We start from the raw sequence: 22,418 nt of genomic DNA, 5'->3' as shown, positions 1-22,418 counted from the left end.
AGAAGCTACTCTCCACCCTTCTGAACGAAGGAGCGCACGAAGTCCTCGGCATTCTCCTCGAGGACATCGTCGATTTCATCGAGGACGGAGTCCACGTCATCGCTCAGCTTCTCGTGCCGCTCCTTGAGGTCCTCCGAAGCCTGCGCGTCCTGCGCCTGCTCCTCGACCTCTTCGGTGGAGCGTGTGGCCTTCTGCTGGCCGCCGCCGGTGTCCTTGGTTGCCATATCCCTCACCCCGCTCAGTTCGCCTGCCGATCGGTGATGATCAGACCCTACAAGCCGGGTCCGACATCGGCCCCGCAGTTTCTCCAACGTACGGGGGCCACCTCGATGATTCCCGGGCGGTGGGATTTCCACCCTGTCCGCCCGGGGCGGGCCGGGTGCCCGCGTGGTCCGCTCAGCCGCCCGACAGGACCCTGACCAGGTCTTCCGCCGTGCGGCAGCGGTCCAGCAGTTCCTTGACGTGATTTCGCGTTCCGCGTAGCGGTTCCAGGGTTGGAACGCGCTGCAGCGAGTCCCGGCCCGGGAGGTCGAAGATGACCGAGTCCCAGCTGGCCGCGGCGACGTCGTCGGCGTACTGCTCCAGGCAGCGGCCGCGGAAGTAGGCGCGGGTGTCCTCCGGTGGCTTCGTCATGGCCTGCTCGACGTCTGTCTCCGCGAGGAGGCGCTTCACGCGGCCGCGGGCGACGAGGCGGTTGTAGAGGCCTTTCTCGGCGCGTACGTCCGCGTACTGGAGGTCGACGAGGTGGAGGCGGGCGGCGTCCCAGTCGAGGCCGTCGCGGCGGCGGTAGCCCTCCATGAGCTCGCGTTTGGCGACCCAGTCGAGTTCGCCGGCGAGGCTCATGGGGTCGTTCTCCAGGCGCGTGAGGGTGTCTTCCCAGCGGGTCAGGACGTCCTTGGTCTGGTCGTCGGCGTCGGCGCCGTAGCGCTCCTCGACGTACTTGCGGGCCAGTTCGAAGTACTCCATCTGGAGCTGGACCGCGGTCAGGGTCCGACCGCTGCGCAGAGTCACCAGCCGCTTCAGGGAGGGGTCGTGCGAGACCTGGTGCAGGGTGCGTACCGGCTGGTCGACCGCCAGGTCCACGGCGATGAAGGCGTCCTCGATCATGGAGAGGACCAGGGCGGTCGTGCCGAGTTTGAGGTACGTCGAGATCTCGGAGAGGTTCGCGTCGCCGATGATCACGTGGAGGCGGCGGTATTTCTCCGCGTCGGCGTGGGGTTCGTCCCGGGTGTTGATGATGGGGCGCTTGAGGGTGGTCTCCAGGCCGACTTCGACTTCGAAGTAGTCGGCTCGCTGGCTGATCTGGAAGCCGTGTTCGTGGCCGTCCTGGCCGATGCCGACGCGGCCGGCTCCGGCGAAGACCTGGCGGGAGACGAAGAAGGGGGTGAGGTGGCGCACGATGTCGGAGAAGGGGGTTTCCCGCTTCATCAGGTAGTTTTCGTGCGTGCCGTAGCTGGCGCCCTTGTTGTCGGTGTTGTTCTTGTAGAGGTGGATGGGCTGGGCGCCGGGGAGCTGGGCGGCTCGCTCTGCGGCCTCTGCCATGATGCGTTCGCCGGCCTTGTCCCAGAGGACGGCGTCGCGTGGGTTGGTGACCTCCGGGGCGCTGTATTCGGGGTGGGCGTGGTCCACGTACAGTCGCGCGCCGTTGGTGAGGATCACGTTGGCGAGGCCGATGTCCTCGTCGGTGAGCTGGCTGGCGTCGGCGGCCTCGCGGGCGAGGTCGAAGCCTCGCGCGTCCCGTAGCGGGTTTTCCTCCTCGAAGTCCCAGCGGGCCCGGCGGGCCCGGTGCATCGCCGCTGCGTAGGCGTTGACGATCTGGGACGAGGTGAGCATGGCATTGGCGTTGGGGTGGCCGGGGACGGAGATGCCGTACTCCGTCTCGATGCCCATTACTCGCCGTACGGTCATGCGGCCCTCCTTGCCGGGCGGCACCCTCGGTCGTGGGCGCCGCTCAAGTACCGCTGGCGCTCCGGTGCGTGTGCGGTGCCCGTCCCCGCACTGCGCGACTCGGCGGTAGGAACGAGCCTAGAACGCCTTTGCGCTGGTGGGGAGATCATTTGCGTCATTGCCTGCTCCGGTCGTGGCCAGAAAAACAGTCGGCTGCGGGTTCCCGGTGTGGGGACCCGCAGCCGCCCTGGTTTTACAGGTACTGGCCGGTGTTCGCCACCGTGTCGATGGAGCGGCCGGTGTCCGCGCCCTGCTTTCCGGTGATGAGGGTGCGGATGTAGACGATCCGTTCGCCCTTCTTTCCGGAGATTCGGGCCCAGTCGTCGGGGTTGGTGGTGTTGGGCAGGTCTTCGTTCTCCTTGAACTCGTCCACGCAGGCTTGGAGGAGGTGGGAGACGCGGAGGCCTTTCTGGTTCTTTTCGAGGAAGTCCTTGATCGCCATTTTCTTGGCGCGGCCGACAATGTTTTCGATCATGGCGCCGGAGTTGAAGTCCTTGAAGTAGAGGACTTCCTTGTCGCCGTTGGCGTAGGTGACTTCCAGGAAGCGGTTTTCCTCGGATTCGGCGTACATCTGCTCGACGGCCGTCTGGATCATGCTCTGGACGGTCGTCTCCTTGCTGCCGCCGTGCTCGCCGAGGTCGTCGGCGTGCAGCGGGAGCCGCTCGGTGAGGTACTTGCCGAAGATGTCCTTCGCCGCCTCGGCGTCGGGGCGCTCGATCTTGATCTTCACGTCGAGTCGGCCGGGGCGCAGGATGGCGGGGTCGATCATGTCCTCGCGGTTGGAGGCGCCGATGACGACCACGTTCTGCAGGCCTTCGACACCGTCGATCTCGGCGAGCAACTGGGGGACGATGGTGTTTTCCACGTCGGAGCTGACGCCGGAGCCGCGGGTGCGGAAGAGGGACTCCATCTCGTCGAAGAAGACGATCACGGGCGTGCCTTCGCTGGCCTTCTCACGGGCACGCTGGAAGACGAGGCGGATCTGGCGCTCGGTCTCGCCGACGTACTTGTTGAGGAGCTCGGGGCCCTTGATGTTGAGGAAGAAGCTCTTGCCGGCGGCCTGACCGGTGACCTCGGCGACCTTCTTGGCGAGCGAGTTGGCGACGGCTTTGGCGATGAGTGTCTTGCCGCAGCCGGGGGGGCCGTAGAGCAGGACGCCCTTGGGCGGGCGCAGCTCGTGCTCCTTGAAGAGGTCCGGGTAGAGGTACGGCAGCTCGACCGCGTCGCGGATGGCTTCGATCTGGTTGCCGAGTCCGCCGATCTGCTCGTAGCCGATGTCGGGGACCTCTTCGAGGACGAGTTCTTCGACTTCGCTCTTGGGGACGACTTCGTAGACGTAGCCGGAGCGGGGTTCGAGCAGGAGGGCGTCGCCGGGGCGGATGGTGACGTCCAGCAGCGGCTCGGCGAGCCGTACCACCCGTTCCTCGTCGGTGTGGCCCAGTACGAGGGCGCGCTCGCCGTCCTCGAGGATTTCCTTGAGGGTGACGATGTCGCCGACGCGCTCGAATTCCATGGCTTCGACCACGTTGAGCGCTTCGTTGAGCATGACTTCCTGGCCACGCCTCAGGTCGTCGAGGTCGACGCTTGGGCTGACGTTCACCCGGAGTTTGCGGCCGCCGGTGAAGATGTCGGCGGTGGCGTCTTCGTTGGCTTGCAGGAAGACTCCGAAGCCGGCCGGTGGCTGGGCAAGCCGGTCGACCTCTTCCTTGAGGGCCACGATCTGGTCGCGGGCCTCGCGGAGGGTGTTGGCCAGCCGTTCGTTCTGGGCGGACACACCGGCCAGGTTGGTCTGCAGCTCGACGATCCGCTCTTCGAGAATCCTCGTGTGTCGCGGAGAGTCGGCGAGCTTGCGTCGCAGGACGGCGATCTCCTGCTCAAGGTAGGCGATCTGCCCGGCCGGGTCGTCGGACCCTCGTCCCGGGCGGATGCCGCGGTTCATGTCGTCGTCGTGGGCTGCCACGGTCCTCACCTCCTCCAAGGGGAGCTGGACGCTTCCAGACCCTACCTGGGTGGGTGTCGATTGAAACCCCTAGATCACCAAGACTGTCAAGGTGTGTCGTCGGTCACCCGGTGCGCTCTCCCTCGCACGGAGGGGATACCCACTCAACGTGATGTGGAAGCAGCTTGTTCCGGGCATCACGTGGTCAAAACCCTTCAGGAGTGGGCGGAGTTGTCCGGTGCGGGCTGTTGGGACGGGTTGCGGGCAGGGTGGGCCGCGCTCCTATGGATCGTTACGCAGAGCGACGGTGCGGGCGGTGGGTGTCACGGTCGGCCCAGCCAGAAGTGGTCGTTCTCTCAGTGGGCTCCCCTGTGTCCTGGTCGGGCGCTGTTACCCGGGTGGGCGGGGGTGGAAACCCGGTGGCGGTGGAGGTCGGCCGGATGTGCGGCGGAGGTAGGGTCGGGGGTGTTCAACAGCCGCTGGAGCGGACCCGGCTGGCCCTGGTGGTGCCGGCGCCGCCCGGCGCATCGATGGCAGGAGAGGTGACCGTGCAGCAGGAGGCCCCGGGCGGGGAGGCGCTGGAGGTCTGGATCGACCAGGATCTGTGTACCGGCGACGGGATCTGCGCCCAGTACGCCCCGGAGGTGTTCGAGCTGGACATCGACGGGCTGGCCTATGTGAAGGGCGCGGACGACGAGCTGCTGCAGGCGGTGGGGGCGACGGCTCCGGTGCCGTTGCCGTTGCTGGTGGATGTGGTGGACTCGGCGCGGGAGTGTCCGGGCGAGTGCATTCATGTGCGCCGGGTTTCGGACAAGGTCGAGGTGTACGGGCCCGACGCGGAGTGAGTCCGGGTCGGGCCCGGGGTCGGGCGCCGGGCCGGGATCGGACGTTCGGCCGCTGTGTGCGGTCGGGCGTTCAGACGCTGTGAGCGTCGGTGGGTGTGGAGCGGACGAAGGCGTTGCCGCTCCATTTCCATGTGACGGGGGTCTTCAGGTCGGGGCAGCAGTTGGGGACGGCGGCGGAGGAGTAGCCGAGCAGGGTGGCGCCGACCGTGCCCGCGTGCAGGGTGAAGTCGGTGACGGTGAGCCGGTCCTTGGGTTCGACGAGGGTGGCGACGATGCGGGGTGTGTCGTTGTCCGCGCCGCGGGTGAGGACGTAGACGCCGTCGGGCGGGGTGCCCATGGCGGAGTCGCAGTGGACGACCGCGACGGTTTCCGGTCGGCCGTCGCCGTCCAGGTCTCCGGTGGCTTTCTTGGCGACCACGGGTTTGACGCGTCCGCACTGCAGCGGGAAGTCGACGCCGGTGGTGCTGGGCGGCTGGGCGGCCGCGGGGACGGACTTGCTCTGGGTGCCGGTGGCGGAGGCGGCCGTGGCCGATCCGGGCTGTACGAGGGAGGAGAGGGCCACGACGCCGGCGACGGCCGTGGCGGTGGCGACCCAGTGGATGGGCCGGGTCTGGGTGTGGGCGAGCTCCGGTACGGCGGATTGCTGCACTAGGAGTGTCTCCTGTGAGGGCTGTGCCGGTGGGATGGCCAGCATGGTGCCACACGTCACAGTGCGGGGGAACGGCGGGGTCCGGGATTCCCGCAGGCGGGGGCCCGCGTGGGGGGCGGGAGTTTGGAGCCGTGGGGGATGCGGGCTTCCTGGTGTCCTGTCAACGGACGGGCGCCGTGCCCGAGTTCCCGTGGCTTGGCGGGAACTCGGGCACGGCGCCCTTGCGTTGTGCTGTGTGCGGGGTGGGTCAGCGGCCGGTGCCGCCGTCGGCGTTGGGTCCTGCGTAGTCCTCGCCGTAGGCGCCCTTGGCGGGGCGGCGGCGGCGCATGGGCGGCTCGACACCGTCGGCGAGGCGGCGGGCGGTGAGCAGGAAGCCGGTGTGGCCGATCATGCGGTGGTCGGGGCGGACGGCGAGGCCCTCGATGTGCCAGTTGCGGATCATGGTTTCCCAGGCGGTCGGCTCGTTGAAGCAGCCGATCTCGCGGATGGATTCCACGGTCCGGGCGAGCTGGGTGGTGGTGGCCACGTAGCAGCACAGGATGCCGCCGGGGACGAGGGCCTTGGAGACGGCCTCCAGGCATTCCCAGGGGGCGAGCATGTCGAGGATGACGCGGTCGACGTCGGTGTCGGACAGGTTGTCCTGGAGGTCGCCGACGGTGAGCTGCCAGGCGGGGTGGGGGCCGCCGAAGTAGCGCTCGACGTTCGCCTGCGCGATCTCGGCGAAGTCCTCGCGGCGCTCGTAGGAGTGCAGCATGCCCTGGTCGCCGATGGCGCGCAGCAGGAAGCTGCTGAGCGAGCCTGAGCCGACGCCGGCTTCCACGACGCGGGCGCCGGGGAAGATGTCGGCGAAGGCGAGGATCTGCCCCGCGTCCTTGGGGTAGACGACGGCTGCCCCGCGGGGCATGGACAGGACGTAGTCGGGGAGCAGGGGGCGCAGCGCGAGGTAGGCGACGTTGCCGGTGGTGCGGACAACGCTGCCCTCGGGAGCGCCGATCAGTTCGTCGTGCGGGAAGGAGCCCTTGTGGGTGTGGAAGTTCTTCCCGGCTTCGAGCGTGAACGTGTAGTGGCGGCCCTTGGGGTCGGTCAGCTGTACCTGGTCCCCGACCTTGAAGGGCCCGCGCCTGCGGGCGGCACCGGTCGGTTCGGACATGTGACCAGCGTACCGGCAGCCGAGGGGGCTGCCGACCACTAGACGGACGGGCGGGCCATGGCCTGGACGAAGGCCCGCTCCACGTCTGCTGCGGACAGGACGCCGTAGATCTCGCCGGTTTCCTCGACGACGAGGTATTCGGTGGCCGGGGTGGCGCGCAGGACGTCCAGGAGTTCTTCCCCGGCGAGTTCGGCGGAGACGCGCATGCCGTCGGTGAGGTCCTGGGCGAGTCCGCTGACGGCGACCCAGGGGCGGCGGTGTTCGGGTACGCCGACGATGGCGGACTCGCGGACGAGGGAGAGGGGGTTGCCGTGGGCGTCGACGACGACGAGGGCGCGGGCTCCGGCGGCGTTGGCGCGGCGCAGGGCTTCGGAGAGCGGGGTGTCGGTCTGGACGGGTACGGCGCGGCGGGTGAGGGTGCGGGCGCGCAGTTCGGGGAGGTGTTCGCGCAGGCGGGCCATGCGCAGGCTGTTGCCGGCGCCGGTCCAGATGATCGCGGCCAGGATGGCGGCGAGCAGGGCGTCGGTGACGGTGTCCATGCCGCCGGCGTCGGTGTTGTCGCCGCCGAGGGCGCCGGACTGGTTGAGCAGGGGCAGACCGATGAGGACGGTGACGGCGAGGGCGCGGCCGACCCAGGCGGCGGCGACGGTGCCGGTCATGGGTTTGCCGGTGATTTTCCAGACGACGGCGCGGAGCATCCGGCCGCCGTCGAGGGGCAGGCCGGGCAGGAGGTTGAAGATCGCCACGATGAGGTTGGAGATCATCAGGCCGGCCAGCAGGACGCCGGGGACGGTGCCGGGTTCGACGGGTTTCATGGCGAGGTAGAACAGCCCGGCGAGGACGAGGGAGAGCAGTGGGCCGACGAAGGCCAGGACGAACTCCCGGCCCGGGGTCTCGGCCTCCTTCTCGATCTCGGAGACGCCGCCGAAGAACTGCAGCTGGATGCGGCGGACGGGGAGTTTGAAGCGGATCGCGGCGACCGTGTGGGCCAGCTCGTGGACCAGGACGGAGGCGTAGAAGGCGACGGCGAAGAACAGGGAGACCAGGTACCGGGCGGCGCCCAGTCCGGGCAGCACGCGGTCGAGCTGGCCGCCGAAGACCCAGGTGATCAGCGCGGCGACGAGGAACCAGCTGGGCGCGACGTACACCGGCACGCCGAACGGCCGCCCCATGAGGATGCCGCCACCGGGCTCCTTGGGCCGCGGCTGCGGCGGCTCGCCCTTGGCGATCCCGGAGTGCGCGAGCGAACGGTGCTCGCTGTGCGGGTCGCGGGGGGTGCGGGGGCCGGGGGCCGGGGTGTTCTTGGGGCGGTCGGGGGTGCCGGTGGCGGTCGTGCCGTGCGGCGGGGTTGACTCGTCGTGGGACGCGGCGGGCTTGTCCTGGGGCGGGACGCTGGGGCCGGGGGCCGGGGCGTCGGCGTCGGTGGCGCCTGTGGCGTCTGTGTCCTCGGGGGTGCCGGTGGTGTTCGGGCCGGTGGCGGTGCCGGTGGCGGCCTGGGGTGGGGGTGTGGTGGTCGGGCGGCTGGTCGGCTCGCTGGTGCCCTCGGGGCCGGAGCGGCCTTCGTCCGTGGTGTCCTGGTGCGGAGCCGTGTCGGGCCGGGGCTCCGGGCCGGGGGTGGGGCCGGTCGTCGGGGCCGTTGGACCTGCGGGGTGCTCGGCCGGCTTGTCGTCGCCGGACCGCGGCTGCCCGTTCCCGCCGCTCACGTCCACGGTTTCCCCTCGTTCGAAGCGTCTTCCGCACCTGCCGGACGGAAGGGTCTGTGGTCGATGGTATGCGGCCGTGGTGACGCGTTTCGCCCCGGCACCCCTTGTGTTTGCCCCGCTGTCGTGCGGTCGAACGCGGGCGGCGGCTGGGTCACTGTCAGTGGTGGGCCGTAAGGTCTGTGGGCATGGACAGCAGCATCGAGGACGCGGAAGCCCAGGCGGGCGGCGCCGAGCAGACGGATCCGGCCGAGGCGCCGCAGCCGACGCCCACGACGGCTCCGCCGGCGCCGGCCGCGGTCGCGGTGCCGGGCCCCTCGATACCGGCGGCGGCGACCGAAGAGGGCTCCGCGTCCGGGGCGGTTTCCGCAGCAGATACAGCGCCCACGTCCGCGACGCTCCCCGCGCCCGGTGCATCCCCCGCCTCCGGTTCCGACGCATCCTCCACCCCTGGTGCCGAGCGGGTCGCCGTGCCGCCCGCCTCGCTCTCTCCTTCGCGGGCCGGGGATTTCATGCAGTGCCCGTTGCTGTACCGGTTTCGGGTGATCGACCGGCTGCCGGAGAAGCCGAGTGCGGCGGCGACCAAGGGAACCTTGGTGCACGCGGTCCTTGAGCGGCTGTTCGACGCGCCCGCCGCGGAGCGGACCGCGCCGCGGGCCAAGGCGCTGATCCCGGGCCAGTGGGACCGGCTGCGGGAGAGCAGGCCGGAGGTCACGGAGCTGTTCGCGGACGACCCGGACGGGGAGCGGCTGGCCGGGTGGCTGGCGGAGGCCGAGCGGCTCGTGGAGCGCTGGTTCACGCTGGAGGATCCGACGCGGCTGGAGCCGGCCGAGCGGGAGCTGTTCGTGGAGGCCGAGCTGGAGTCGGGGCTGCGGCTGCGCGGGATCATCGACCGGGTGGACGTGGCGCCGACCGGTGAGGTGCGGATCGTCGACTACAAGACGGGGAAGGCGCCGCGGCCGGAGTACTCCGAGGGCGCGCTGTTCCAGATGAAGTTCTACGCGCTGGTGGTGTGGCGGTTGAAGCGGGTGGTCCCGCGCCGGCTCCAGCTGGTGTATCTGGGCAGCGGGGATGTGCTGACGTACGACCCGGTGCCGGCCGATCTGGAGCGGGTCGAGCGCAAGCTGCACGCGCTGTGGGAGGCGATCGAGCAGGCCACGCAGACCGGTGAGTGGCGGCCCCGTCCGACCAAGCTGTGCGGCTGGTGCGACCATCAGGCGCACTGCCCGGAGTTCGGCGGCACTCCCCCGCCGTATCCGCTGCCGGTGAGGGCGGCCGAGTCCGGGGCCGTTGCGCAGGGCAGAATGGGCCCGGACTAGCGAAGGAGTGTCACGTGGCCATCCGTGTCCTACTGGTCGACGACCAGCCCCTGCTGCGTACGGGTTTCCGGATGATTCTGGAGGCCGAGCAGGACATCGCGGTCGTCGGCGAGGCCGGTGACGGTCTGCAGGCCCTCGATCAGGTGCGGGCCCTGCAGCCGGATGTGGTGTTGATGGATATCCGTATGCCGCGGATGGACGGGGTGGAGGCGACCCGGCAGATCACCGGTCCGGGGCGGGACGGTCCGGCCAAGGTGCTGGTGCTGACCACGTTCGACCTGGACGAGTACGTGGTGGAGGCGCTGCGTGCCGGTGCGAGCGGTTTCATGTTGAAGGACGCGCCCGCCAATGAGCTGGTGCAGGCCATCCGGGTGGTGGCGGCCGGTGAGGCGATGCTGGCGCCGAGCATCACACGGCGGCTGCTGGACAAGTACGCCACGCATCTGCCCTCGGGCGACGAGCCGGTGCCGGACACGCTGAACACGCTCACCGACCGTGAGGTGGAGGTGCTGAAGCTGGTGGCGCGCGGTCTGTCGAACGCGGAGATCGCGGCCGATCTGTTCGTCAGCGAGACGACCGTGAAGACGCATGTGGGGCATGTGCTGACCAAGCTGGGTCTCAGGGACCGGGTGCAGGCCGCGGTGTACGCGTACGAGAGCGGTCTGGTGCGCCCCGGCGCCCAGTGAGCGGACGGTCCGCGATACGACGGCGGTTCGGTACGACAGCCAAGGGCGCCCCTCCCGTGCGGAGAGGGGCGCCCTTGTGCGTCGGCGGCGTCGGCACCCGTCCATCGAGGGTGCCGGCGGGCGTCAGCTCTTGCTGAGTTCCCAGAACCGGAACACCGTGGAGGCGTCCAGGCAGTACTCCAGGCCGTAGACGCCGTCGCGGGCGACCGCGTACTGCTTGGCCTGCCAGACGGGCAGGACGGGCAGTTCGGTGGCGACGATGTTCTGCAGCCGGCTGAAGTCGTTGTCGGTGGCGGCGCGGTCGCTCTGGGAGGCCGTGTCGGGGATCAGCGAGCCCGTGATGGTGTTGTTGCTGTAGTTGTTGCCGAGCACGTTGTCCTTGCCGAAGAAGGGCGCGGTGAAGTTGTCGGCGTCCGGGTAGTCGGGCACCCAGCCCTTGACGTAGACGCCGTACTTGCCGGCGGCGATGTCCTTCTCGTACTGGTCGAAGGCGACGGACTTGACGTCGGCGTCGAACAGGCCGCTGGCGTTGAGCTGGCCGGCGATGGCCTTCAGCTCCTCGTCGGTGGCGGGGCCGTAGCGCGACGGCGTGGACCACAGGGTGAGCTTGACCTTGCCGGTGATGCCGGCGGCGCGCAGTGCGGCGGCGGCCTTGGCCTGGGAGGGGCGGGCGCCGTAGGTGTCGAAGAATGCGGTGTTGTGGCCGACGATGCCCGCCGGGATGATCGAGTACAGCGGGGTGGCGGTGCCCTGGTAGACGTTCTTGATGAGGGCGTCGCGGTCGACCAGGTAGGCCATGGCCTTGCGGACCCCGGCCTTTCCGGCGACCGGGTCCTTCATGTTGAAGACCAGGTGCTGGACTTCGGCGCTGCTGCCCTCGATGACGTTGACGCCCTTGGTGCCGTCCTGCTTGTCCAGGCCGGCGATGTCGGAGGCGGCCAGGCCTCGGTAGGCGAGGTCGATCTTGCCGTCGAGGAGGGCCTTCTTCAGGGCGGAGCGGTCGCCGTGGAAGAACTTCAGGGTGACGCCGGAGTTCTTGACCTTGGCGGTGCCCTTGTAGTTGTTGTTGACGGAGAAGACCGCTTTGTCCTTGTCGAAGGAGTCCAGCTTGTAGGGGCCGGAGCCGACGGCCTGGTGGTCGCTGCGCAGGCCGTTCGCGTCGTACTGGCTGTGGTCGACGATGGAGCCGGCGCCGGAGGCGATCTTGCTGGGGAAGGTGGCGTCGGAGGACTTCAGGTGGAAGACCACGGTCTTCGCGTCGGGGGTGTCGATGCCGCCGAGCATCGGGAACATGATCGCGGGGCCGGCGGAGTCGTTGATCTTCAGCATGCGGTCGAAGGAGAACTTGACGTCCTTCGAGGTGAGGGCGTCACCGTTGCTGAATTTCAGGCCGTCCTTGAGTTCGCACTTGTAGACGGTGGCCCGGGAGTCGGTGAAGGAGCACTCCTTGGCCAGTTCGGGCTGGGGTTGGGTCGCGCCCTTGGGGAAGCTGAGCAGCGACTGGAAGACGTTGTCGAACAACAGCCATGAGCCGGGGTCGTAGCCGGATGCCGGGTCCGTGGCGAGGACGTCGTCGGACATCCCCATCACCACGGAGGAGCCGGTGCCCCCGGAATCACCGCTCCCCGAGCCGCAGCCGGTCAACAGGCCGGAGGCCAGTCCCGCCACGACGGGCAGGACTGGCCACTGGTTGCGCAGTTTCACTCGCATGTGCCTTATTCGTCGGTTCGTCACCCCGGGGCCGCCGTCCTGGCCTCGGGTTACCGGGGCAGCCGTCCCTGGCCCCCGGTGGAGAGCCGTCAGCCGCTCACACCGCGGCCGAGCTCCCACAGCTGAAGCGTCGAGGAGGAGTTGAGGGCGTACGCGACGCCCGTGACGTCGCTCCGCGCGGCGACGTACTGCTTGCCCTGCCACAGCGGCAGGATCGGGACGTCGTCGGCGACGGTGTCCTGGATCGCGGTGAGGCTCTTGGCTGCGGCGAGCCGGTCGGCCTCGCGGCGGGAGTCCGGGATCAGCGTGCGCTGGATGGTGGTGTTGGAGTACGGCGAGCCGAGGAAGTTGTCCTTGTCGAGGAAGGGCGCAAGGAAGTTGTCGGCGTCGGGGAAGTCGGGGAACCAGCCCATGCCGTAGACGTCGTACTGGCCCTTCTGCTCGGCGGGCCGGAAGGTGTCCCAGGTGTGGCCCTCGAGGGAGATGTCGAACAGGCCGCTGTCGTTCAGCTGCTGCTGCAGGACCTCGAACTCCTTCTTGCTGGCGGAGCCGTAGTGGTCGGTGGTGTAGTGCAGGGTCAGCTTCACCGGGGTGGTGATGCCGGCCTTGGAGAGCAGGCTCTTGGCCTTGTCGACGCTGGGGTTGCCGTACTTGTTGAAGAACGAGTTGGAGTGGCCGGTGAGGGTCGCCGGGACCAGCGAGTACAGCGGCTCCGCCTGGGTGCCGTAGACCTTGCCGACCAGTGCCGCGCGGTCGATGATCTGGGCCATGGCCTGGCGTACGGCCTTGGACTTCACGGTGGGCGCGTTGGTGTTGAAGGCCAGGTAGCGGATTTCCAGGCCGGGCATGTCGACGAGGTCGACCTTGTCGTCGCCGCCGGCGTCCAGCTTCTGGATCTGGGCGGGCGACATGGTGCGGCTCATGACGTCGATGTCACCCTTGTCGATCGCGGCGCTCATGGCGTCGGCGTCGGCGAAGGAGCGCAGTTCGACCTTGCTGTTGTTCACCTTGTCGAAGCCCTTGTAGTTGGGGTTCTTGGCGAAGGTGACGGTGGTGATCGCGTTGCCGCTGACGTCGGCGTGGAGGGTGTACGGGCCGGAGCCGTCGACGTCGAAGCCGTTGCGCAGCTTGTCCTTCGGGTAGTCCTTGGGGTTGATGATGCCCGCGACCGGGGTGGACAGCTTGTACGGGAAGGTGGCGTCGGCCGTCTTGAGGTGGAAGATGACCTCGCGGTCGCCCTGCGTCTCGATGGTGTCGATGGTGTTCAGCAGGGAGGACACGCCGCTGCTGGCCTTGATGCGCAGGGCGCGCTCGATGGAGTACTTGACGTCCTGGGCGGTGACCGGGTCGCCGCTGGCGAACTTGAGGCCGTCGCGGAGCTTGCAGGCGTAGCGTTCGCTGCCGCTGTCGGTGAAGGAGCAGCTCTCGGCGGCGTCCGCGACGGGGTTGCCCTCGCCCTTGGGCTGTGTCATCAGGGTCTGCACGCTCTGGCGCAGGATGTTCCAGGTGCCGACGTCGTAGGCGTAGGCCGGGTCGAGGGGTGCCGGGGCGTCGTTGGTGGCGGTGAACCGGTCCGTGGTGCCGACGACGATGGCGTCGCCGCTCTTGCTCCCGCTGCTGGATCCGCCGCATGCGGCGAGAACCGGGGTGAGCAGGCCGGCGACTGCCGGCAGCACCAAAGTCTTGCGGTTCATGCGGGGGTTTCTCCAGAGCTGTTCGGCTCCGTGTATCCGGCATGCATGGGTGGTGCGGCGGATCACGGGGGTTGCGGCGATGTTCTCGCGACGAGATTAGTCCGCGCTCGCAGGGGGGTTCACGGTCGCGTGAGTTGACCCCTCATCACGCAGGGGAACCGGGTGTGGACGCACCGAAAACCCGACAGCGGCAGGATTAGTGCAGCCTCCCACCAATCGGGACACAAAGACCCTGGAATCCGGCCCGAACGGGGGTGTTCAGCACACTCGACCTCACCTGTCGAGGGGCGTCAAGGTGGCGAACGTCACACTTCCAACTGTGCGGTGAGTCAGTGGAATTCAGCCGGAGGGCCGGGCCGGAATTCCCCGTGGGTGTACTTCCTCGGAAATGTGTCCAGCCGGGCCAATGGGTTTTTCACGCTGGGTGAACGGTTAGAGCAGTTCCGTCATCAGGCCGCGCAGAAATGCCAGGTCGACCTCTTCCAGCGAGGTGACCACGGTGCGTCGCTCGGCCGGGGTGATGGGGGCGACGGAGGGTACGGCGACGACGTGGCAGCCGGCGGCCTCGGCGGCGGCGACTCCGGTCGCGGTGTCCTCGACCACCGCGCATCGGTCGGGCTGTGCGCCGAGGCCGGCGGCGGCGAGCAGGTAGGGGTCGGGGTAGGGCTTGGTGCGCGAGACCTCGTCGCCGGCGATGGACAGGGCGAAGTGGTGCGGGCCGAGCACCTTCAGCACACGGTCGATGATGCGCCGGTGGGAGGCCGAGACGAGGGCCGTGGGGATGGCGTGCTCGTGGAGTTCGGCGAGCAGGCGGGCGGCGCCCGGCATCAGCGGCAGGGCATGGTCGATGCGGTCCTCGAAGCCCTCGTTGAGCAGCTCGGTGAGCTCGGTGAGGGGGATGTCGGCGCCGGTGGCCTCGATGAGGAAGCCGGCGCTGCGGGTCATGGGCCCGCCGACCACGACGTGCCGCCAGGATTCGTCCAGGGTGTGGCCGAGGCGGGCGAAGATCTCGACCTCGACGTCCCACCAGAAGCCCTCGGTGTCCACCAGGGTGCCGTCCATGTCGAGAAGCACCGCCTGCAGGGCGGAGCCCTCGGCCGTACGGGTTCCGAGCGCGGGGACCGTGCTGGTCATCCGGGCGCACCTCCTTGAGGGACGATCAGGCCGGTTCCCGGACAGGGAACCGGCCTGCAGTGGACCGACCAGTGTACGGCTCCTGCGCCCGATGCGCCTCGTTTATCACGCGGTCATCCGGGTAGCCTGATAGACCCTTGACGCAGGCCAGGGGGGCGATTCGGTATGCCCGCGGGAGGGGGAGCATGCCCGCGGGTCCGGTCACCGGGCGTGATCACCGGGCGTTGAAGTACTTCGCCTCCGGGTGGTGGATCACGATGGCGTCCGTGGACTGTTCGGGGTGCAGCTGGAATTCCTCGGACAGGTGGACGCCGATGCGTTCGGGCTGGAGCAGGTCGGCGATCTTGGCGCGGTCCTCCAGGTTCGGGCAGGCGCCGTAGCCGAGGGAGAAGCGGGCGCCCCGGTACTTCAGGGCGAACATGTCCTCGATCTCGGCCGGGTCCTCGCCGCCGAAGCCCAGTTCCGTACGCACGCGCGCATGCCAGTACTCGGCGAGCGCCTCGGCCAACTGGACGGACAGGCCGTGCAGTTCGAGGTAGTCGCGGTAGGAGTTCGACTCGAAGAGCTTCGCGGTCTCCTCGCCGATGCGTGAGCCGACCGTGACCACCTGCAGGCCCACGACGTCGGTCTCCCCCGACTCCTCCGGGCGGAAGAAGTCGGCCAGGCACAGCCGGCGGCCGCGGCGCTGGCGCGGGAAGGTGAACCGGGTGCGTTCGTTGCCCCGCTCATCCAGGATGATCAGGTCGTCGTCCTTGGACACACAGGGGAAGTAGCCGTAGACGACGGCCGCTTCGAGCAGGTTCTCCGTCTGGAGCCGGTCGAGCAGGCCGCGCAGGCGGGGGCGGCCCTCGCTCTCCACCAGTTCCTCGTACGACGGTCCCTCGCCGGTGCGGGCCTGCTTCAGTCCCCACTGCCCCTTGAACAACGCGCCTTCGTCGAGCCAGCTCGCGTACTCCTTGAGCTGGATGCCCTTGACGATCCGGGTGTCCCAGAACGGCGGGGCCGGCACCGGGTTGTCGGTGGCGACGTCGGAGCGGACGTGCCCCTCCTCCGGGCGCTCCTCGGCCTCGACGGCCGCGGTGGCGCGGACCCGGCGCTGCTTCAGTTCGGGCAGCTTGGCGCCGGGCACGCCGCGCTTGACGCCGATGAGGGCGTCCATCAGGTGCAGGCCCTCGAAGGCGTCGCGGGCGTAGCGGACCTCGCCCTCGTAGACCTCGTGCAGGTCCTGCTCGACGTAGGCGCGGGTGAGGGCGGCGCCGCCGAGGATCACCGGGAAGCGGGCGGCCAGGCCGCGCTGGTTCAGCTCCTCCAGGTTCTCCTTCATGATCACCGTGGACTTGACCAGCAGCCCGGACATGCCGATGACGTCGGCCCGGTGCTCCTCGGCGGCCTCCAGGATCGCGGAGACCGGCTGCTTGATGCCCAGGTTGACGACGTTGTAGCCGTTGTTGGACAGGATGATGTCGACGAGGTTCTTGCCGATGTCGTGCACGTCGCCGCGCACGGTCGCGAGGACGATGGTGCCCTTGCCCTCGGAGTCCGACTTCTCCATGTGCGGTTCGAGGTAGGCGACGGCGGCCTTCATGACCTCGGCGGACTGCAGCACGAACGGCAGCTGCATCTGGCCGGAGCCGAACAGCTCGCCGACGACCTTCATGCCGTCCAGCAGGGTCTCGTTGACGATGTCGAGGGCCGGGCGGTCCTGGAGGGCGGCGTCCAGGTCGGCCTCCAGGCCGTTCTTCTCGCCGTCGATGATCCGCCGCTTGAGGCGCTCCTCCAGCGGCAGCGCGGCCAGTTCCTCGGCCTTGCCGGCCTTCAGCGACTTCGCCGTGGCGCCCTCGAAGAGAGCCATCAGCTTCTGCAGCGGGTCGTAGCCCTCGGAGCGCCGGTCGTAGATCAGGTCCAGGGCCGTGGTGACCTGCTCCTCGTCGAAGCGGGCGATCGGCAGGATCTTGGAGGCGTGCACGATCGCCGAGTCCAGGCCGGCCTTGACGCATTCGTCGAGGAAGACGGAGTTCAGCAGGATGCGGGCGGCCGGGTTGAGGCCGAAGGAGATGTTGGACAGGCCGAGGGTGGTCTGGACGGCCGGGTGGCGGCGCTTGAGCTCGCGGATCGCCTCGATGGTGGCGATGCCGTCCCCCCGGGACTCCTCCTGACCGGTGCAGATGGTGAAGGTGAGGGTGTCGATGAGGATGTCGTCCTCGCGGATGCCCCAGTTGCCGGTCAGGTCGTCGATCAGCCGTTCGGCGATCTCGACCTTCTTCTCGGGGGTGCGGGCCTGGCCCTCCTCGTCGATGGTGAGCGCGATCAGCGCGGCGCCGTGCTCCCGCGCGAGTCTCGTCACGCGCGCGAACCGCGAGTCGGGGCCGTCGCCGTCCTCGTAGTTCACGGAGTTGATCACCGCGCGGCCGCCGAGCTTCTCCAGGCCTGCCTGGATGACGTCGACCTCGGTGGAGTCCAGCACGATCGGCAGGGTGGAGGCGGTGGCGAAGCGGCCGGCCAGCTCCTCCATGTCGGCGACGCCGTCGCGGCCGACGTAGTCCACGCACAGGTCGAGCATGTGCGCGCCCTCGCGGATCTGCTCGCGGGCCATCTCCACGCAGTCGTCCCAGCGGGCATCGAGCATGGCTTCGCGGAACTTCTTGGAGCCGTTGGCGTTGGTGCGCTCGCCGATGGCCAGGTAGGAGGTGTCCTGCCGGAACGGCACCGTCTGGTAGAGGGAGGCGGCGCCGGGCTCGGGGCGCGGGTCGCGCTCGGGCGGGGTGAGGCTCCGGACGCGCTCGACGACCTGGCGCAGATGCTCGGGCGTCGTACCGCAGCAGCCGCCGACGAGGCAGAGGCCGTACTCGCGGACGAAGGTCTCCTGGGCGTCGGCCAGCTCGGGCGCGGTCAGCGGGTAGTGGGCGCCGTCCTTGCCGAGGACGGGCAGGCCCGCGTTGGGCATGCAGGACAGCGGGATGCGGGCGTTGCGGGCGAGGTAGCGCAGGTGCTCGCTCATCTCGGCCGGGCCGGTGGCGCAGTTCAGGCCGATCATGTCGATGCCGAGCGGTTCCAGCGCGGTGAGCGCGGCGCCGATCTCGGAGCCGAGCAGCATGGTGCCGGTGGTCTCGACGGTCACCGACACGATGACCGGCAGGTCCAGGCCGAGGGCGTCGAGGCCGCGGCGGGCGCCGAGGACGGCCGCCTTGGTCTGCAGCAGGTCCTGGGTGGTCTCCACGAGGAGCGCGTCGGCGCCTCCGGCGACCAGGCCCTCGGCGTTGCGCTGGTAGGCGTCGCGCAGGGTGGTGTAGGGGGCGTGGCCGAGGGTGGGCAGCTTGGTGCCGGGGCCCATGGAGCCGAGGACCCAGCGGGGGCGGCCGTCCCGGGCGGTGAACGCGTCGGCGGCCTCGCGGGCCACGCGGGCGCCGGCCTCGGACAGCTCGTGGACGCGCTCGGGGATGTCGTACTCGCCGAGGGCGGAGTGGTTGGCCCCGAAGGTGTTGGTCTCGACGCAGTCGACGCCCACGGCGAAGTACGCATCGTGGACGGAGCGGACGATGTCGGGGCGGGTGAGGTTGAGGATCTCGTTGCAGCCCTCCAGCTGCTGGAAGTCCTCAAGGGTGGGTTCCTGGGCCTGGAGCATGGTGCCCATGGCTCCGTCGGCGACCACCACACGGGTGGCGAGCGCCTCACGGAGCGCGGACGCACGGGTCCGGCTGTCGGCGGAAGGGGACGGTGGCAACGAGGCCATGAAGGGGCTCCCTCTGTGCGACGGCTGTCGGCTATGCGGCTTCCCCGGACGGGCCGGGATGCCGCACGGCGCCAGGGTAACCGGGACTCGGCCGGGATGGGCAGCGGCGTCCACGAGGCGGACGCGGGTGGCCCTGCCGTCACGGCCAGGTCACGTGTGATGTAACAGGTGCCGTACGGCCGTTAGCGGGAGGTCGGCATGGACCGGTAGTGTTCGACATTGCCGAACGGCGGGTAACACGACACACGACGGTGTAAGACAGCTGTCGACGGATACGACAGCGGTCGGCACCGCTGGGCGGCGCGCCCGGTGTTCGACGGCAGTCGAAGGGGACGGAGGCAGGACGGCGATGGCACGGAACATCCAGTCGCTCGAACGGGCGGCCGCGATGCTGCGGCTGCTCGCGGGCGGCGAGCGACGGCTCGGCCTGTCGGACATCGCCTCGTCACTGGGTCTCGCCAAGGGCACCGCCCACGGCATCCTGCGCACCCTCCAGCTGGAGGGGTTCGTGGAGCAGGACGACGCCTCCGGGCGCTATCAGCTGGGCGCGGAGCTGCTGCGCCTCGGCACCACGTATCTGGACGTGCACGAGCTGCGGGCCAGGGCCCTGGTGTGGACCGACGATCTCGCCCGCTCCAGCGGGGAGAGCGTGTATCTGGGGGTGCTGCACCAGCAGGGCGTGCTGATCGTGCACCACGTGTTCCGGCCGGACGACAGCCGGCAGGTGCTGGAGATCGGCGCCATGCAGCCGCTGCACTCCACCGCGCTCGGCAAGGTGCTGTCGGCGTACGACCCGGTGGCGCACAGCGAGGCGCTGGAGTCCGAGCGGAAGCCCTTCACCGACCGCACGGTGTACGACGCCGGGGACTTCGAGCACCTTCTCGACCTCACACGCGCGCGTGGCTACGCGGCGGACGTGGAGGAGACCTGGGAAGGGGTGGCGTCGCTCGCCGCGCCCATCCACGACCGGCGCCGCATGCCCGTGGGCGCGGTCGGCATCACCGGCGCCGTGGAGCGGCTGTGCCGGGACGGGGAGCTGCGTCCCGAACTGATCGCCGCGGTGCGCGACTGCGCCCGTGCGGTGTCCAGGGACCTGGGCGCGGGACGTTTCTGAGCGCGCCGGCCGCCACCGAGGGTCGGTGGCGCACCACTGTGGGTTGACCGGGACGCCGGGCGGCGTCCCGGATCTCGCCCTACCCTGAAATGGACATAAACGGCCAAATCCTACGTCAATGCGCGAAGAGTGATAGCCGGCGGCGATCAATAACGATCCTGTTTTCAATAACAGAACCCTTGACGCATGCGTAACGCCGAAGCAGACTCCCGTCCATCGGTCGGCATTGTCGAACACCTACCGGCAATACGCGCTAGAGTGTGACAACGCCAAGGACCGGCATCGCTCTCACCCCCGAGGGCGCCAGAACCTCCGGCGGGACCGGGGTTCGGCTATTCCCTGGACGAAGGACAAAGGAGTCGCGGGTGTCCAGCTCCGACATCTTCATCGGCGAGACCATCGGTACCGCCATACTCATCCTGCTCGGCGGCGGCGTCTGCGCGGCCGTCACGCTGAAGGCCTCCAAGGCCCGTAACGCCGGTTGGCTCGCCATCGCCTTCGGGTGGGGCTTCGCCGTCATGACGGCTGTGTACATCTCCGGACCGCTCTCCGGTGCGCACCTCAACCCGGCCGTCACCGTCGCCCTCGCCATCAAGAGCGGCGACTGGAGCAACGTTCCGACCTACTTCGCCGGCCAGCTGCTCGGCGCGATGATCGGCGCGGCCCTGGTGTGGGTCGCCTACTACGGCCAGTTCCACGCCCACCTCACCGACAAGGAGATCGTCGGCGGTCCGGGCGCGCAGGCCACCGCGGCCAAGACGGTCGAGGCCCAGGAGCAGGGCGCCGGCCCGGTCCTCGGCATCTTCTCCACCGGTCCGGAGATCCGGAACGTGGCGCAGAACCTCGCCACGGAGATCATCGGCACGGTCGTGCTGATCCTCGCGGTCCTCACCCAGGGCCTGAACGACAAGGGCAACGGACTCGGCATCCTCGGCGGTCTGATCACCGCGTTCGTGGTGGTCTCGATCGGTCTCTCGCTCGGCGGCCCGACGGGCTACGCGATCAACCCGGCCCGTGACCTGGGCCCGCGCATCGTGCACGCCCTGCTGCCGCTGCCCAACAAGGGCGGTTCCGACTGGGCTTACGCCTGGATCCCGATCGTCGGTCCACTGATCGGCGGCGCGATCGCTGCAGGCATCTACAACGTCGCATTCGCTTAATACGTATAAGCACGCGCCGTACGTAAAGCCCCTATACCACGGATCTTTCAGGAGCACACAGTGACCGACGCCCACACCGCAGGCCCGTTCATCGCCGCGATCGACCAGGGCACGACCTCCTCCCGCTGCATCGTCTTCGACAAGGACGGCCGGATCGTCTCCGTCGACCAGAAGGAGCACGAGCAGATCTTCCCGAAGCCGGGCTGGGTCGAGCACAACGCCAACGAGATCTGGACCAACGTCCAGGAGGTCGTCGCCGGAGCCGTCCAGAAGGCCGGCATCACCCGTGACGACATCAAGGCCATCGGCATCACCAACCAGCGCGAGACCACCGTGCTGTGGGACAAGAACACCGGTGAGCCCGTCTACAACGCCCTCGTCTGGCAGGACACCCGCACCGACTCCCTGTGCCGGGAGCTGGGCCGCAACGTCGGCCAGGACCGCTTCCGCCGCGAGACCGGCCTGCCCCTGGCCTCGTACTTCTCCGGGCCCAAGGCCCGCTGGCTGCTGGACAACGTCGAGGGCCTGAAGGAGCGCGCCGAGGCCGGCGACATCCTCTTCGGCACCATGGACACCTGGGTCATCTGGAATCTGACCGGCGGTGTCAACGGCGGCAAGCACGTCACCGACGTCACCAACGCCTCCCGCACCCTTCTCATGAACCTGCACACCATGCAGTGGGACGAGAAGATCGCCGAGTCCATCGGCGTCCCGACGCAGATCCTGCCCGAGATCCGCTCCTCCGCCGAGGTCTACGGCGAGGTCACCGGCGGCAAGCTGGGCGAGCTGCTCGGCGGCATCCCGGTCGCCTCGGCGCTCGGCGACCAGCAGGCGGCCCTGTTCGGCCAGTGCTGCTTCGCCGAGGGCGAGACCAAGTCGACCTACGGCACCGGCACCTTCATGGTGATGAACACCGGTGACAAGATCATCAACTCCTACGCCGGTCTGCTGACCACGGTCGGCTACAAGATCGGCGAGCAGCCGACGGTGTTCGCCCTGGAGGGCTCGATCGCCGTCACCGGCTCGCTGGTGCAGTGGATGCGCGACCAGATGGGCCTCATCTCCACCGCCGCCGAGATCGAGACGCTCGCGCTCTCGGTCGAGGACAACGGCGGTGCCTACTTCGTGCCGGCCTTCTCGGGCCTGTTCGCCCCGCACTGGCGTTCCGACGCCCGCGGTGTGATCGCCGGTCTGACCCGGTACGTCACCAAGGCGCACCTCGCGCGCGCCGTCCTGGAGGCCACCGCCTGGCAGACCCGGGAGATCGCCGACGCCATGGTGAAGGACTCCGGCGACGAGCTGGTGACCCTCAAGGTCGACGGTGGCATGACCGCCAACAACCTGCTGATGCAGACGCTCTCCGACGTCCTGGACGCGCCCGTGGTGCGCCCGATGGTCGCGGAGACCACCTGCCTCGGCGCCGCCTACGCCGCCGGCCTCGCCGTCGGCTTCTGGTCCAGCACCGACGAGCTGCGCGCCAACTGGCGCCGGGCCGCCGAATGGACCCCCCGCATGGACGCGGAGACCCGCGACCGTGAGTACAAGAACTGGCTCAAGGCCGTCGACCGGACCATGGGCTGGATCGAGGACGAGAGCTGAGCTGCCCCACAGATCAGCTCTGACGAGGAGTAAGTACCCGAC

Annotated in this window: 16 protein-coding genes; 6 read left to right on the top strand and 10 right to left on the bottom strand. The window is 69.1% G+C overall.

What is annotated here, in order from left to right; genetic code table 11:
- Positions 1–5: 5 nt before the first annotated feature.
- The 3 genes from AB5L52_RS34575 to arc form a co-directional block, all read right to left on the bottom strand.
- The gene (locus AB5L52_RS34575) at positions 6–224 is read right to left on the bottom strand and encodes a ubiquitin-like protein Pup (protein ID WP_020939002.1); all 219 of its coding nucleotides are present in this window, start codon (positions 222–224) and stop codon (positions 6–8) included.
- 172 nt (positions 225–396) lie between these two features.
- Positions 397–1,908 carry a depupylase/deamidase Dop gene (dop, locus tag AB5L52_RS34570; protein ID WP_351021955.1) on the bottom strand — a complete coding sequence of 504 codons (1,512 nt, stop codon included), beginning with the start codon at positions 1,906–1,908 and terminating at the stop codon, positions 397–399.
- 232 nt (positions 1,909–2,140) lie between these two features.
- Entirely contained in the window at positions 2,141–3,907 is a 1,767-nt protein-coding gene (arc, locus tag AB5L52_RS34565; protein WP_351021958.1) for a proteasome ATPase, read from the bottom strand.
- A gap of 521 nt (positions 3,908–4,428) precedes the next feature.
- Here arc and AB5L52_RS34560 point away from each other — a divergent pair.
- Complete coding sequence (locus AB5L52_RS34560; protein ID WP_351022347.1) at positions 4,429–4,731, top strand: ferredoxin; 303 nt, start codon at positions 4,429–4,431, stop codon at positions 4,729–4,731.
- A gap of 70 nt (positions 4,732–4,801) precedes the next feature.
- Here AB5L52_RS34560 and AB5L52_RS34555 read toward each other — a convergent pair whose 3' ends face one another.
- From AB5L52_RS34555 to AB5L52_RS34545, 3 genes are all read right to left on the bottom strand, one after another.
- Positions 4,802–5,380, bottom strand: coding sequence for a hypothetical protein (locus AB5L52_RS34555; protein ID WP_369367578.1), 579 nt, complete (start codon positions 5,378–5,380; stop codon positions 4,802–4,804).
- Between the two features lie 247 nt (positions 5,381–5,627).
- Positions 5,628–6,530: a tRNA (adenine-N1)-methyltransferase gene (locus tag AB5L52_RS34550; protein WP_067050546.1), complete on the bottom strand. Its 903-nt coding sequence runs from the start codon at positions 6,528–6,530 to the stop codon at positions 5,628–5,630.
- Between the two features lie 38 nt (positions 6,531–6,568).
- Positions 6,569–8,239 (bottom strand): site-2 protease family protein, encoded by a 1,671-nt coding sequence (locus AB5L52_RS34545; protein ID WP_369367577.1) that lies wholly within the window; start codon positions 8,237–8,239, stop codon positions 6,569–6,571.
- Between the two features lie 179 nt (positions 8,240–8,418).
- Between AB5L52_RS34545 and AB5L52_RS34540 the strand changes: the two genes are divergently transcribed.
- Positions 8,419–9,549 carry a RecB family exonuclease gene (locus tag AB5L52_RS34540; protein ID WP_351021965.1) on the top strand — a complete coding sequence of 377 codons (1,131 nt, stop codon included), beginning with the start codon at positions 8,419–8,421 and terminating at the stop codon, positions 9,547–9,549.
- Positions 9,550–9,563: 14 nt separating this feature from the next.
- The gene (locus tag AB5L52_RS34535) at positions 9,564–10,235 is read left to right on the top strand and encodes a response regulator transcription factor (protein WP_351021968.1); all 672 of its coding nucleotides are present in this window, start codon (positions 9,564–9,566) and stop codon (positions 10,233–10,235) included.
- A 123-nt stretch (positions 10,236–10,358) separates the two neighbouring features.
- On the opposite strand, the gene AB5L52_RS34530 is transcribed toward AB5L52_RS34535, so the two are convergent.
- The 4 genes from AB5L52_RS34530 to metH form a co-directional block, all read right to left on the bottom strand.
- Positions 10,359–11,939, bottom strand: coding sequence for an ABC transporter substrate-binding protein (locus AB5L52_RS34530; protein ID WP_351022350.1), 1,581 nt, complete (start codon positions 11,937–11,939; stop codon positions 10,359–10,361).
- A 95-nt stretch (positions 11,940–12,034) separates the two neighbouring features.
- Positions 12,035–13,639 (bottom strand): ABC transporter substrate-binding protein, encoded by a 1,605-nt coding sequence (locus tag AB5L52_RS34525; RefSeq protein ID WP_351567375.1) that lies wholly within the window; start codon positions 13,637–13,639, stop codon positions 12,035–12,037.
- A gap of 432 nt (positions 13,640–14,071) precedes the next feature.
- A complete protein-coding gene (locus AB5L52_RS34520; RefSeq protein WP_351021974.1) occupies positions 14,072–14,773 on the bottom strand; it encodes an HAD family phosphatase in 702 nt (233 codons plus the stop codon).
- Between the two features lie 214 nt (positions 14,774–14,987).
- Positions 14,988–18,503, bottom strand: coding sequence for a methionine synthase (gene metH / locus AB5L52_RS34515; protein WP_369367576.1), 3,516 nt, complete (start codon positions 18,501–18,503; stop codon positions 14,988–14,990).
- A 349-nt stretch (positions 18,504–18,852) separates the two neighbouring features.
- On the opposite strand from metH, the gene AB5L52_RS34510 reads away from it, so the two are divergent.
- The 3 genes from AB5L52_RS34510 to glpK all read left to right on the top strand — a co-directional run bounded on the left by AB5L52_RS34510 (position 18,853) and on the right by glpK (position 22,376).
- A complete protein-coding gene (locus tag AB5L52_RS34510; protein ID WP_351021978.1) occupies positions 18,853–19,617 on the top strand; it encodes an IclR family transcriptional regulator in 765 nt (254 codons plus the stop codon).
- Between the two features lie 365 nt (positions 19,618–19,982).
- Positions 19,983–20,777 (top strand): MIP/aquaporin family protein, encoded by a 795-nt coding sequence (locus tag AB5L52_RS34505; protein WP_351021981.1) that lies wholly within the window; start codon positions 19,983–19,985, stop codon positions 20,775–20,777.
- A gap of 60 nt (positions 20,778–20,837) precedes the next feature.
- On the top strand, positions 20,838–22,376 hold the full coding sequence (glpK, locus tag AB5L52_RS34500; RefSeq protein WP_351021984.1) for a glycerol kinase GlpK: 1,539 nt from the start codon (positions 20,838–20,840) through the stop codon (positions 22,374–22,376).
- The last annotated feature ends 42 nt before the right edge of the window (positions 22,377–22,418 follow it).

Source organism: Streptomyces sp. CG4 (genome assembly GCF_041080655.1).
Classification (GTDB): Bacteria; Actinomycetota; Actinomycetes; order Streptomycetales; family Streptomycetaceae; genus Streptomyces.
The sequence above is the reverse complement of the archived record's forward strand: the minus strand, read 5'-3'. Positions and strand labels throughout refer to the sequence as shown.

Excerpts from the sequence above, each read along its gene's own strand:
- AB5L52_RS34575 (WP_020939002.1), bottom strand. The coding sequence starts at position 224 with ATGGCAACCAAGGACACCGGCGGCGGCCAGCAGAAGGCCACACGCTCC.
- dop (WP_351021955.1), bottom strand. The coding sequence starts at position 1,908 with ATGACCGTACGGCGAGTAATGGGCATCGAGACGGAGTACGGCATCTCC.
- AB5L52_RS34550 (WP_067050546.1), bottom strand. The coding sequence starts at position 6,530 with ATGTCCGAACCGACCGGTGCCGCCCGCAGGCGCGGGCCCTTCAAGGTC.
- AB5L52_RS34540 (WP_351021965.1), top strand. The coding sequence starts at position 8,419 with ATGGACAGCAGCATCGAGGACGCGGAAGCCCAGGCGGGCGGCGCCGAG.
- AB5L52_RS34525 (WP_351567375.1), bottom strand. The coding sequence starts at position 13,639 with ATGAACCGCAAGACTTTGGTGCTGCCGGCAGTCGCCGGCCTGCTCACC.
- AB5L52_RS34520 (WP_351021974.1), bottom strand. The coding sequence starts at position 14,773 with ATGACCAGCACGGTCCCCGCGCTCGGAACCCGTACGGCCGAGGGCTCC.
- metH (WP_369367576.1), bottom strand. The coding sequence starts at position 18,503 with ATGGCCTCGTTGCCACCGTCCCCTTCCGCCGACAGCCGGACCCGTGCG.
- AB5L52_RS34510 (WP_351021978.1), top strand. The coding sequence starts at position 18,853 with ATGGCACGGAACATCCAGTCGCTCGAACGGGCGGCCGCGATGCTGCGG.